General features: G+C 67.4%; 10 protein-coding genes and 2 rRNA genes. 11 read left to right on the top strand and 1 reads right to left on the bottom strand.

Going from position 1 to position 12,823, the window contains the following annotated elements; genetic code table 11:
• The first annotated feature begins 249 nt into the window (after positions 1 to 249).
• From ACTYVM_RS26235 to ACTYVM_RS26185, 11 genes are all read left to right on the top strand, one after another.
• Positions 250 to 3,370: ribosomal RNA gene (locus tag ACTYVM_RS26235) — 23S ribosomal RNA — on the top strand.
• 86 nt (positions 3,371 to 3,456) lie between these two features.
• Positions 3,457 to 3,573: ribosomal RNA gene (gene rrf, locus ACTYVM_RS26230) — 5S ribosomal RNA — on the top strand.
• A gap of 82 nt (positions 3,574 to 3,655) precedes the next feature.
• Entirely contained in the window at positions 3,656 to 4,300 is a 645-nt protein-coding gene (locus ACTYVM_RS26225) for an HAD family hydrolase (RefSeq protein WP_445528317.1), read from the top strand.
• Positions 4,301 to 4,393: 93 nt separating this feature from the next.
• A complete protein-coding gene (locus tag ACTYVM_RS26220; RefSeq protein ID WP_445528316.1) occupies positions 4,394 to 5,077 on the top strand; it encodes a VC0807 family protein in 684 nt (227 codons plus the stop codon).
• Positions 5,078 to 5,137: 60 nt separating this feature from the next.
• Complete coding sequence (locus ACTYVM_RS26215) at positions 5,138 to 6,373, top strand: MFS transporter (protein ID WP_445528315.1); 1,236 nt, start codon at positions 5,138 to 5,140, stop codon at positions 6,371 to 6,373.
• Positions 6,324 to 7,496, top strand: coding sequence for an acetoin utilization protein AcuC (locus ACTYVM_RS26210; RefSeq protein WP_445528314.1), 1,173 nt, complete (start codon positions 6,324 to 6,326; stop codon positions 7,494 to 7,496). Before ACTYVM_RS26215 ends, ACTYVM_RS26210 begins: the two co-directional genes overlap by 50 nt.
• A 101-nt stretch (positions 7,497 to 7,597) precedes the next feature.
• Positions 7,598 to 8,413 (top strand): phosphatase, encoded by an 816-nt coding sequence (locus ACTYVM_RS26205; protein WP_445528313.1) that lies wholly within the window; start codon positions 7,598 to 7,600, stop codon positions 8,411 to 8,413.
• 129 nt (positions 8,414 to 8,542) lie between these two features.
• On the top strand, positions 8,543 to 8,755 hold the full coding sequence (locus ACTYVM_RS26200; RefSeq protein WP_161329789.1) for a helix-turn-helix domain-containing protein: 213 nt from the start codon (positions 8,543 to 8,545) through the stop codon (positions 8,753 to 8,755).
• A gap of 184 nt (positions 8,756 to 8,939) precedes the next feature.
• Positions 8,940 to 9,038: a 30S ribosomal protein bS22 gene (locus tag ACTYVM_RS26195; RefSeq protein WP_003948845.1), complete on the top strand. Its 99-nt coding sequence runs from the start codon at positions 8,940 to 8,942 to the stop codon at positions 9,036 to 9,038.
• Between the two features lie 245 nt (positions 9,039 to 9,283).
• Positions 9,284 to 10,342, top strand: a complete 1,059-nt coding sequence (locus ACTYVM_RS26190; protein ID WP_400033283.1) for an NAD-dependent epimerase/dehydratase family protein — start codon at positions 9,284 to 9,286, stop codon at positions 10,340 to 10,342.
• Positions 10,343 to 10,355: 13 nt separating this feature from the next.
• Positions 10,356 to 11,408: a lysophospholipid acyltransferase family protein gene (locus ACTYVM_RS26185; RefSeq protein ID WP_445528312.1), complete on the top strand. Its 1,053-nt coding sequence runs from the start codon at positions 10,356 to 10,358 to the stop codon at positions 11,406 to 11,408.
• Between the two features lie 93 nt (positions 11,409 to 11,501).
• Here the strand turns inward: ACTYVM_RS26185 and ACTYVM_RS26180 are convergent, their stop codons facing one another.
• On the bottom strand, positions 11,502 to 12,791 hold the full coding sequence (locus ACTYVM_RS26180) for a DUF5667 domain-containing protein (RefSeq protein ID WP_445528311.1): 1,290 nt from the start codon (positions 12,789 to 12,791) through the stop codon (positions 11,502 to 11,504).
• Between the last annotated feature and the right edge of the window lie 32 nt (positions 12,792 to 12,823).

The following is a 12,823-nucleotide window of genomic DNA, read 5'->3' as shown; positions in this document are numbered from 1 at the left end:
TGCTGGTTGCTCATGGGTGGAACGTTGATTATTCGGCCGGATTCACGGGTCGGAGGCTGCCAGTACTGCTCGCAAGAGCGTGGAACGCATGATCTTCGGACGGGAGTCGGTCGGGCACGCTGTTGGGTGTCTGAGGGTGCGAGCGTTGCTCGCCCTTCGGTTGCCGGCCCCAGTGAACTTGCTGTTTTCAGCAGGGTGATGGGTGGTTGGTCGTTGTTTGAGAACTGCACAGTGGACGCGAGCATCTGTGGCCAAGTTTTTAAGGGCGCACGGTGGATGCCTTGGCACCAGGAACCGATGAAGGACGTGGGAGGCCGCGATAGTCCCCGGGGAGTCGTCAACCAGGCTTTGATCCGGGGGTTTCCGAATGGGGAAACCCGGCAGTCGTCATGGACTGTCACCCACTGCTGAACACATAGGCAGTGTGGAGGGAACGAGGGGAAGTGAAACATCTCAGTACCCTCAGGAAGAGAAAACAACCGTGATTCCGGGAGTAGTGGCGAGCGAAACTGGATGAGGCTAAACCTACGACGTGTGAGACCCGGCAGGGGTTGCGTCGTGGGGGTTGTGGGATCTCTTTTGATCAGTCTGCCGGCTGGTCGACGAGTCAGAAACCGTTGATGTAGACGAAGGACATGCGAAAGGTCCGGCGTAGAGGGTAAGACCCCCGTAGTCGAAACGTCAGCGGCTCGTTGGAGAGACACCCAAGTAGCACGGGGCCCGAGAAATCCCGTGTGAATCTGGCGGGACCACCCGCTAAGCCTAAATATTCCCTGGTGACCGATAGCGGATAGTACCGTGAGGGAATGGTGAAAAGTACCCCGGGAGGGGAGTGAAATAGTACCTGAAACCGTGTGCCTACAAGCCGTGGGAGCGTCGGAATGTGCTTGCACATTCTCGTGACTGCGTGCCTTTTGAAGAATGAGCCTGCGAGTTTGCGGTGTGTTGCGAGGTTAACCCGAGTGGGGTAGCCGTAGCGAAAGCGAGTCCGAATAGGGCGGTGGAGTAGCACGCTCAAGACCCGAAGCGGAGTGATCTAGCCATGGGCAGGTTGAAGCGGAGGTAAGACTTCGTGGAGGACCGAACCCACCAGGGTTGAAAACCTGGGGGATGACCTGTGGTTAGGGGTGAAAGGCCAATCAAACTCCGTGATAGCTGGTTCTCCCCGAAATGCATTTAGGTGCAGCGTCGTGTGTTTCTTGCCGGAGGTAGAGCACTGGATAGGCGATGGGCCCTACCGGGTTACTGACCTTAGCCAAACTCCGAATGCCGGTAAGTGAGAGCGCGGCAGTGAGACTGTGGGGGATAAGCTCCATGGTCGAGAGGGAAACAGCCCAGAGCATCGACTAAGGCCCCTAAGCGTACGCTAAGTGGGAAAGGATGTGGAGTCGCACAGACAACCAGGAGGTTGGCTTAGAAGCAGCCACCCTTGAAAGAGTGCGTAATAGCTCACTGGTCTAGTGATTCCGCGCCGACAATGTAGCGGGGCTCAAGCGTACCGCCGAAGTCGTGTCATTGCGATATGTACCCCCAACGGGGATCGTGATGGGTAGGGGAGCGTCGTCTGCCGGGTGAAGCAGCACCGGAAGGTAGTTGTGGACGGTTGACGAGTGAGAATGCAGGCATGAGTAGCGATACACACGTGAGAAACGTGTGCGCCGATTGACTAAGGGTTCCTGGGTCAAGCTGATCTGCCCAGGGTAAGTCGGGACCTAAGGCGAGGCCGACAGGCGTAGTCGATGGATAACCGGTTGATATTCCGGTACCCGCTGTGAAGCGTCAAACATCGAATCCAGTGATGCTAAGGCCGTGAAGCCGCCGGTGATCCCTTCGGGGTGATTCGGAGTGGTGGAGCCGCTGAACCAAGTTGGTAGTAGGTGAGTGATGGGGTGACGCAGGAAGGTAGTCCATCCCGGGCGGTGGTTGTCCCGGGGTAAGGGTGTAGGACGTCAGGTAGGTAAATCCGCCTGGCATGTGTCTGAGACCTGATGCCGAGCCGATTGTGGTGAAGTGGATGATCCTATGCTGTCGAGAAAAGCCTCTAGCGAGTTTCATGGCGGCCCGTACCCTAAACCGACTCAGGTGGTCAGGTAGAGAATACCGAGGCGTTCGGGTGAACTATGGTTAAGGAACTCGGCAAAATGCCCCCGTAACTTCGGGAGAAGGGGGGCCACGCCTGGTGAGGGAACTTGCTTCCTGAGCTGGGGGTGGCCGCAGAGACCAGCGAGAAGCGACTGTTTACTAAAAACACAGGTCCGTGCGAAGCCGTAAGGCGATGTATACGGACTGACGCCTGCCCGGTGCTGGAACGTTAAGGGGACCGGTTAGCTCACTTTCGGGTGGGCGAAGCTGAGAACTTAAGCGCCAGTAAACGGCGGTGGTAACTATAACCATCCTAAGGTAGCGAAATTCCTTGTCGGGTAAGTTCCGACCTGCACGAATGGCGTAACGACTTCTCGACTGTCTCAACCATAGGCCCGGTGAAATTGCACTACGAGTAAAGATGCTCGTTTCGCGCAGCAGGACGGAAAGACCCCGGGACCTTTACTACAGTTTGATATTGGTGTTCGGTTCGGCTTGTGTAGGATAGCTGGGAGACTTTGAAGCGGCCACGCCAGTGGTTGTGGAGTCGTCGTTGAAATACCAGTCTGGTCGTGCTGGATGTCTAACCTGGGTCCGTGATCCGGATCAGGGACAGTGTCTGATGGGTAGTTTAACTGGGGCGGTTGCCTCCTAAAGAGTAACGGAGGCGCCCAAAGGTTCCCTCAGCCTGGTTGGCAATCAGGTGTTGAGTGTAAGTGCACAAGGGAGCTTGACTGTGAGACCGACGGGTCGAGCAGGGACGAAAGTCGGGACTAGTGATCCGGCGGTGGCTTGTGGAAGCGCCGTCGCTCAACGGATAAAAGGTACCCCGGGGATAACAGGCTGATCTTCCCCAAGAGTCCATATCGACGGGATGGTTTGGCACCTCGATGTCGGCTCGTCGCATCCTGGGGCTGGAGTCGGTCCCAAGGGTTGGGCTGTTCGCCCATTAAAGCGGTACGCGAGCTGGGTTTAGAACGTCGTGAGACAGTTCGGTCCCTATCCGCTGTGCGCGTAGGAGTCTTGAGAAGGGCTGTCCCTAGTACGAGAGGACCGGGACGGACGAACCTCTGGTGTGCCAGTTGTTCTGCCAAGGGCATGGCTGGTTGGCTACGTTCGGGAGGGATAACCGCTGAAAGCATCTAAGCGGGAAGCCTGCTTCGAGATGAGGACTCCCACCCACTTGATGGGGTAAGGCTCCCAGTAGACGACTGGGTTGATAGGCCGGATCTGGAAGCACCGTGAGGTGTGGAGGTGACCGGTACTAATAGGCCGAGGGCTTGTCCTCAGTTGCTCGCGTCCACTGTGTTGGTTCTGAAACCACGAACAACCCCATGCAGGTCACGCATGGTGCGGTTGACAGTTTCATAGTGTTTCGGTGGTCATAGCGTGAGGGAAACGCCCGGTTACATTCCGAACCCGGAAGCTAAGCCTCACAGCGCCGATGGTACTGCAGGGGGGACCCTGTGGGAGAGTAGGACGCCGCCGAACAAATTGTGAGAAAGCCCCCGTGCTAATGGCACGGGGGCTTTCTGCGTTCCGGGCCCTCCGGCACTCGCTTAGGCTCGTACTCATGCGCTATGACCTCGTCATCTTCGACAACGACGGCGTTCTCGTCGACAGTGAGCCCATCTCCAACCGGCTCCTCGCCGCCTACCTCACCGAGCTGGGGCACCCCACCTCGTACGAGGACTCCATTCGTGACTACATGGGGTCGGCGATGCACCGGATCCACGACCTCGTCCTGGAGCGGACGGGGAAGCGGCTGCCGGACGACTTCGACGACGTCTTCCACACGCGTGTCTTCGCCGCGTTCCAGCGGGAGTTGAAGCCCGTGTCCGGTGCGGCCGACGTGCTGGAGAAGCTGACGGTGGACGGGACTCCGTACTGTGTCGCGTCCTCGGGAAGCCATGAGCGGATCCGGGTGGGGCACCGGACGACCGGCCTGGACCGGTGGTTCGACGAGGAGCGGATCTTCAGTTCGCAGGACGTGGGCCGGGGCAAGCCGGCGCCGGACCTGTTCCTCCACGCGGCCGACCGGATGGGAGTGGCCCCGGAGCGGTGCGTCGTCGTCGAGGACTCCCCGCTGGGTGTCCGTGCCGCCGTGGCGGCGGGGATGGACGTCTTCGGGTTCACCGCGATGACCCCGGCCGCCAAGCTCGCGGAAGCCACTCAACTCTTCACGCACATGGAGGAGTTGGCCGACCTGCTGACATGACGCCGGCCACCGCCGAGGCACTGACAATTGTCATGCGGAGCTCTGGACGATCGTTTCTACTGGCGGACCCCCCTCGCCCGCGAAGCTTTGAGCATGACGACGAACACGAAGCGCGCGAGCCTCGCCCCTCTGCTCGTGGATGTGGCGGTGCCGGTCGGCGGGTACTACCTGCTCAAGAACGGGTTCGGGATGAGCACGCTGGCGGCCCTGGGATGGAGCAGTGTGGTCCCGGCCCTGCGGATCGGGTGGGCCGCGGCCAGGGAGCGCAGGGTCAACGCGTTCGCCGCGCTCATCCTGTTCGTCAACGTGGTCGGACTGCTGCTCAGTCTCGTCGCCGGTGACCCGCGGCTGATGCTCGCCAAGGACAGCGGCGTCAGCAGCGCGATCGGCGTCGGCATCCTGGTGTCCGTGGCGCTGGGCAGGCCGATGATGACCGCGGGCATGAAGCCCTGGCTGGTGAAGGGCGACGCGGCACGGGAAGCCGCCTGGGCGCGGTTGGCCGCCGGATCCGCGGAGTTCCGGCGGGCGGAGAAGGTGTTCTCGCTGGTGTGGGGCGTGGTGCTGCTCGCCGAGTGCGTGGTGCGGGTCGTGGGTGCCTACACGCTTCCGGTGGACACCATGGTGTGGCTCGGCACCGTGATCCTGGCGGTCTCGATGGGGATCGGGTTCTTCGTGAGCGGCGCTCTGGCCGCCGGGCCGATGGCGCACATGCTGATCGCCGAGACGAACGCCGAGACGAACGAGGCCTCGAAGGGCGTCGCTCTCGCCCGAAACTGAGCAGAATTCATCTTTCACCGGACCTACCCACAGGTAGCCCAGGGCCCTACGCTCGCCGCCATGACTGATGTGCTGCGGCGCGGTAGGGCCTCGCTGGCGTTCAGCTTCTTCGCGCAGGGCGTCGCCTTCGCTCTCCTCGTGACGCGCATCCCGGCCATCCAGAGCCGGTACGGGGTGTCCGACGCGCTGCTGCCGGTCTTCCTGGCCGCCGTGCCGATCCTCGCCGGTATCGGCAGCACGACCACCGAGCAACTGGTGAAACGTGTCCGTCCCAGCCGGCTGCTGCGCTGGTCCCAGCCGGTCGTCCTGCTGTCCCTGCTCGGCGTCGGGTCGGGCGGCCGGGTCGCCGAACTGGGCGCCGCGCTGGCCGCGTTCGGGCTGGCGGTGGGGGTGTTGGACGCCTCGATGAACATGCTCGGGGTGAGCCTCCAGCGGGCGTACGGGCGCAGCATCATGCTCGGCTTCCACGCCGTCTACAGTCTCGGCGGGATCGTGGGCGCCTCGCTGGCCTGGGTCGGGGCGCACTGGCACCTGGCGCTGTGGGTGTCGTACCTGCCGGTGGTGGCCGTGCTGCTGCCGGCGGTCCTCATGGGCAGCCGGTGGTACGTCGACGCCGACTCCGACTCCGCTCCCGCACCGGGCAAGGCCGGCCGGGAGGTTGGCGGGAAGGACGGCGGAACGCTCGTGTTCCGGCTGCTGCTGCCGCTCTGCCTGGTGATGACGTTCGCCTACATCGGGGACTCGACCGTCTCCAACTGGAGCGCGAAGTACCTCCAGGACACGCTGGGCAGCTCCGAGCAGTTGGCGACGGTGCCGTACAACGTCTACATGGTCACCACGCTGGTGGGGCGGGCCATCGGGGACACCGGGGTGCGCCGGTTCGGTGCCGTGGCCGTCGTACGGCTGGGCGCGCTGGTGGCGGCGCTGGGGTTCGCCGTGGTCGCCGGGGCGCCAGGGCCCTGGGTGGGCATGGTCGGCTTCACGCTGCTGGGGCTGGGCCTGTGCGTGCTGGTGCCGCAGACCTTCGCCGCGGCCGGGCGCCTGTTCCCCGGAGCGTCGGACCAGGCCGTCGCACGGCTCAACGTCTTCAACTACGTGGGTTTCCTGGTCGGCTCCCCGCTGGTGGGCGTGCTGGGCGACGCGTGGAGCTACCGCGGGGCGATGCTGGTGCCCATGGTGTTGGTGCTGGTGACGTCGGTGTGCGCCGGGTCGTTCGCGCCGCGATCGGACCGATACGGTGGCGGTCATGAGCGGCCGCGCACAGCTGATGTGGGACGAGGCGGTAACGGGCTATGACTTCGGCCGGGACCACCCGATGGACCCGGTCCGCCTCTTCCTGACCCGGAAGCTGGTCGGCGCCCTCGGGCTCGACCGGGAGACACAGCTGGTGGCGGCCAGGCCGGCCGGTGACTCGACGCTGCGGCTGGTCCACCGGGAGGACTACATCGCCGCGGTGAAGGCGGCTTCGGCGGACCCGGGCGCGGCGGACGAGGCGTACGGGCTCGGCACGCTGGACGATCCGGCGTTCGCCGGGATGCACGAGGCGTCCGCGCTGATCGCGGGGCAGTCGGTGGCGGCGGCGGAGGCCGTGTGGCGCGGGGACGTGCTGCACGCGGTGAACTTCGCGGGCGGGCTGCACCACGCGATGCCGGGCGCCGCGTCGGGCTTCTGCGTCTACAACGACGCCGCGCTGGCGATCGCGCGGCTGCTGGAACTGGGGGCCGAGCGGGTCGTGTACGTCGACACCGACGTGCACCACGGGGACGGCGTGCAGGCCGCGTTCTGGGAGGACCCACGGGTCCTGACGATCTCGGTGCACGAGCACCCCCGGACGCTGTTCCCGCAGACGGGATGGCCGCAGGAGACCGGGGCCCCGTCCGCCGAGGGAACGGCCGTGAACGTGGCGCTGCCGGCGGGGACCGGGGACGCCGGGTGGCTGCGGGCGTTCCACGCGGTGGTGCCGGAACTGGTCGCCGACTTCCGGCCGCAGGTGCTGGTCACCCAGCACGGGGCCGACACGCACTTCGAGGATCCGCTGGCGCATCTGACGGTGTCGCTGGACGCGCAGCGGGCGGTGCAGATGGCGTGCCACGAGCTGGCCCACGAGCACGCCGAGGGGCGGTGGGTCGCGCTGGGCGGGGGCGGGTACGCGGTGGTGGACGTCGTCCCGCGGTCGTGGACGCATCTGGTGGGGATCGCGGCGGGGCGGCCGGTGGACCCGGAGACGGTGATCCCGGAGAGCTGGCGGCAGACGGTGTACGCGCGGACACGGCAGTTGGGTCCGATGCGGATGACCGACGGGCGGTGGCCGGTGTCCTGGGCCGACTGGGAGGCGGGGTACGACCCGGCGGACCGGCTGGACCAGGCGGTCCTGGCGACCCGGCGGGCGGTGTTCCCGCTGCGGGGCCTGCTGCCGTAGCACCCGGTCCCGCCGGTGAACGGGCCGTCCGGTTAGGCCGACTGTGCGGTGTTCCCGGGTTCTTCGGACGGCCGCGGGGGCCGTGCGTCAGCATCGCTCGGGTGTTGAGCATCGCGGCGCTGCGCGCCCATCTGGTGAGGGCCCGTCTCGCCGGGGTGGTCGCCACGACACGGGAGGCCGGCCTGCGCAGCTATCGGCTGTTCGCGGCCCGGGACCCCCGGGTGCTGATCGGGATCGATCCCGAAGGTCCTTGGCAACAGCGGGACGTGATCGAGCTGATGGCGCAGAGGTGCGGTGTCTCGGCCGATCCGCGGCACCGGGCCGGACTCGATGTGATCGACCCGGAGCTGACGCTGGCCGCGCTGGACGCCTTCGCGGACCGGCTCGGCGCGGCGGCGCGGCGGGGTGCCCCCGTGCTCCTCGGCACCGGGCACCCGCACCGGCTGCTCGGTTTCTACGCCGCGCTGGCGGACGCCCTGTCGGCGGCGGGGTGTACCGTCCTCACCCCCGCGCAGGGTCGCTGTGTCGACATAACGACCCGGTTCGGTCTACGCACGTACCGCCTCGAGTACGTACGGGGAGTCGCCCTGGTCCGGCCGCGCGGCATCGAACGCTCCGGTTGTGAGCCCGGCGCGCACACGCATTCACCGCTCCCGGTTCGGCTGGCGCTCGCGGCGGCGGCCGACGCCGGCGGCCCCCTGCCGGAACTGGTGATCGGGGATCACGGCTGGGTCTGCGGTGCAGGTCAGCTGGGGTTCGAGGCCATGGGGCCGGCGGACACGAACGACCCCGCGCTCTTCGTCGGGCAGGCGGAGGGGCGCGTGTCCGTCGTCGTTCCACTTGATGACGGCGTACGGCCCGCCTACTACCGCCCACTGGCCCGCTACGTACTCAATCGGGCGTGTCTGTCACGGTAGGCCGCCGTTGCGTACACCTCTTCCCCACTCGCATCACCCGCCCCTAGTCTGGGGAGTGAGCACGCAGCGACGAAGAGTCACCGGAAGGGGAAGCCGGTGGCCGTCGAGTGCGGAAGGTTCAGGTGTGTCATGGCTGCAACTGGCGAAAGGCCTCTGAACGAGGTTCAGTTCCTTACCGTGGCGGAAGTCGCCTCGGTCATGCGAGTGTCGAAGATGACCGTGTACCGCCTGGTGCACAGCGGTCATCTGCCCGCGATCCGGGTGGGGCGGTCCTTCCGCGTCCCGGAGCAAGCGGTTCACGAGTACCTTCGCGAGAGCTACGTGGGGGTGGAAACCGCCTGACGGCGATCGACGACGATCAGGAGGGGTCCGTGAAGGGCAGTACGGAACACTTCCGGATCCCTCCGGTCACCTCGATGCACCTCGATTACGACCTCGGCGCTCGGGCGGGTAGGCTAGCCCCTCGTAGGTCGTGTGGGCCCATGGCGCCCAAACACCGAGTGATGAGAAGTGAGCGAGGGTAGTCGTGGGCTCTGTTATCAAGAAGCGGCGCAAGCGGATGGCCAAGAAGAAGCACCGCAAGCTGCTCAAGCGCACCCGCGTCCAGCGTCGCAACAAGAAGTAGACGCCGGTCGCGCGAGGTACGCGCCAACGCGAAAGCGTGCTTGTGGCCCCCCACCGCATCCGGTGGGGGGTCGCGTGCGTTCCGGGCCGGCCGGCCGCCGCGGATGATGGCTCGATTTGTTTCGCACGCACGTACCTGCCGTCACGTCGCGCATCGAGCGGTCGCCGCAGCGCAACCTTCACCCGATAGGTTGGCCGCACACGGGGAACCCGGCGGGAATCCAGGCGGGAAGGAAGGCGCTGATCTTGGGACAGGTCGTGCTCGTGACCGGAGTGGCCCGTCAGCTCGCGGGCCGGTTCGTGCGCCGCATCCAGCGTGATCCGCAGGTCGACCGGGTGGTCGCCGTGGACGCCGTCCCGCCCGAGCACCATCTGGGCGGCGCCGACTTCGTCCAGGCGGACATCCGGCAGCCCACGATCGCGCGGGTGCTCGCCGAGACGTCCGCCGACACGGTGGTGCACATGGACGTGACCGGCACCGCGCTGGGCAGCGGCAGCCGGGCCCTGGTCAAGGAGACCAACGTCATCGGCACCATGCAGCTGCTGGGCGCCTGCCAGAAGTCCCCGTCCGTCCAGCGGCTGGTGGTCAAGTCCAGCACCAACGTCTACGGCTCCGCGCCCCGGGATCCGGCGGTGTTCACCGAGACCACCCCGCCCAAGTCCCTGCCCAGCGGCGGCTTCCCGAAGGACGCGGTCGAGGTCGAGGGGTACGTGCGGGGCTTCGCCAGACGGCGGCCGGACGTCGCCGTGTGCGTGCTCAGGTTCGCCAACATCCTCGGTCCGACGGCGGACACCCCGCTCGCCTCGTACTTCTCGCTGCCGGTGCTGCCGACGGTGTTCGGCTACGACCCGCGGTTGCAGTTCGTCCACGAGGACGACGTGATCGAGGTGCTGCGGATCGCCTCGCACGAGCCGCGTCGGGCCACGCTCAACAGCGGCACGTTCAACATCGCCGGTGACGGCGTGCTGCTGCTCTCGCAGTGCTCCCGGCGGCTGGGACGCCCCACGGTGCCGCTGCTGCTGCCCGCGGTGACGTGGGCGGGCTCACTGGTGCGTACGCTGGGAATGACGGACTTCTCACCCGAGCAGATCCGCCTGCTGACCCACGGCCGGGTCGTGGCGACGGACCAGATGCGCGACACACTCGGCTTCGCACCCAAGTACACGACCGCGGAGACCTTCGCCGAGTTCGCCCGCGTCCGCGGCCCCGGGCTGCTGCCGCCGGAGGCCCTCGCGGGGGCCGTCGACCGGATCGCCGCGCTGTCCCACGTGGGCAGTGGCCACCCCACGCAGAGCGCCGACTGAGGAGTGCAGCACCATGGCGGACGCCAAGGTCATTCCGTTCGACGACGACCGGTCCCGTGGGGGCGCCGTACAGCGGCCGTCGCGGCGCCGGAGCACGGGGAGCCGCCGCGCGGGCGCGGAGCCGGCGGCGGGCGGCGAGGTCCAGCCCCTGCCCGCCAGGGGAGCAGCGCAGGAAGATGTCCCGGTGACCAGTGAGGAACAGCCGGCGCTCCGGCCGCCGGACGACGGCGGTCTGGAGCGGCGTGTCGCGAGCGGACTGGCGTTCCTGCGCCGCCGCCTCACCGGGGACTACGACGTCGACGACTTCGGCTACGACGCCGAACTCACCGACCAGCTCCTGATGTCCCTGCTGCGGCCGCTGTACGAGAAGTACTTCCGGGTCGAGGTGAAGGGCATCGGGAACATTCCCGCCGAGGGCGGCGCCCTGATCGTCGCCAACCACTCCGGCACGCTGCCCTTGGACGCGCTGATGATGCAGGTCGCCGTCCACGACCGGCATCCCGCGGGCCGGCATCTGCGTCTGCTCGCGGCCGACCTGGTGTTCGTGCTGCCGGTGGTCAACGAACTCGCCCGCAAGCTCGGCCACACCCTCGCCTGCACCGAGGACGCCGAGCGGCTGCTCGGGCAGGGCGAGCTGGTCGGGGTGATGCCGGAGGGCTTCAAAGGCATCGGCAAGCCGTTCAGCGAGCGCTACAAGCTGCAACGGTTCGGCCGCGGCGGCTTCGTGTCGACCGCGCTGCGCCAGGGCGTGCCGATCATCCCGTGCTCGATCGTCGGGGCCGAGGAGATCTACCCGATGATCGGCAACGCCAAGACCGTCGCCCGGCTGCTGGGCATCCCGTACTTCCCGCTGACGCCCACCTTCCCGTGGCTGGGTCCGCTGGGGGCGATCCCGCTGCCGACGAAGTGGACGATCCAGTTCGGCGAGCCGATCGAGACGGACGGGTATCCGCCGGAGGCGGCCGAGGATCCGATGCTGATGTTCAACCTGACCGACCAGGTCCGCGAACAGATCCAGCACACCCTCTACAAGTTGCTGGTGCAGCGCAGGTCGGTGTTCTTCTGACGGTGCCACGACGGCGGGGGCACCCCTGGGTGAGGGGTGCCCCCGCCGTCGTGGGGCTGCTCGGCGCCGCCTACTTCTGCGGGGCCCCGCCGCCTACTTCGCGTCCTCCGCGTTGATGCCGAGGCCGGGCAGCAGGCCCGGGAGGAGTGGCGGGAGCGTCACGTCGGGCCCGCTGACGGGCGGCTTCGTGGCGGACGGGGAGGCGGCACTGCCGCTGGGCTTCGGCGGGTCGAGCAGACCGCCGGTGGAGCCGCCGAGCAGCCCGTCCTCCTCGCTGCCGGAGCCGGCCGACGCGCTGGGGGTGGCGCTGCCGGGACGGGGGCTGCCGGAGGAGGGGTCGCCGCCGGTGCTGGGCTGGGCCGAGTCCACGGCGCCGGGCGAACCGGCGGACGGCGTCGGCCGGGGGCCGTGCTGCCTGCCCTCGCCGCCCGGGGTGGGGGGCTGGGGAAGCATCGACTGGAGCGGGGCGACCTCGTCGTCTATGGCGTCGAACACCGACGACACCTGCTGACTGACGTCGCCGAGCTGCACCGGGAGCCGGTCGCGGAGCGCACCCCAGGCCTCGCGGTGGGACCGCGAGAAGGTGGAGAGCGCCTGGATGGGACGCAGGGAGTCGGGGTCGCGCTCGTACGCCTCGTGCAGCAGGCGGTGGCCCTCGGTGGCGTCGTGCTGCATCCCGGACAGGGTGCGGCGGACCTCGCTCAGCGACTCGTGGTCGAGTTGGCCGCCGCGGCCGCGCTCCATCAGCCTGCGGGCCTCGCTCAACCGGGTCGAGGCCAGGTCGAGGTAGGCCTGGCCCTGCTCGTCGGCGCCGTCGGTCAGGTAGGTGAGCTTGAAGTCCTCGATGCCGCGTTTGAGGCCGTACAGCGAGTCACCGGGGAGGGCGTTGGAGCTGGCGGCGGCCACTCCGCCGAAGGCTCCCGCGGCCACACCCACGCTGAGTCCGCCGGCGGCCAGCGACTTGCCCAGCCGTGTACGCGGCCGCAGTCTCCCCAGGCGACTCGCCCGGTGCGCGCCGCGCCCCCGCCCGCCCGTCTCCCGCCGCCGCCCTTCCAAGGAAGTCGCTTCGCTCCCCCTTTTCTGGGCGGGCACCGGTAGGTCACTCGCCTCGCCCGCCGCGGTGCTCTCCTGGAGCATGGCCTCCATCGCGGCCACCAGGCAGGCCCGCTGGACGACCTTGACCTCGGGGTCCAGCTCCGGCCGCGGCAGCCTGTCCAGACCGGTGGCGAGGGCCAGCATGCGGCCCTGCTCGATCTGTTCCGCGGCCGCCGGTGCCGGTGCCGGTCCTTCGGCCGCTTCGGCCGCCGTGCCCCGGTCGGACAGCTCTTCCAGGGCCTGGGCGAAGGCGTTCGCCCGCCGGTGCGCCGATACTTTCGCGATCACTGGCGGCACCTCCTCTCGTCATGACGGTCGAC

The sequence above is a fragment of the Streptomyces cyslabdanicus genome (assembly GCF_052663305.1).
This window is presented reverse-complemented; position numbering and strand designations above follow the sequence as displayed.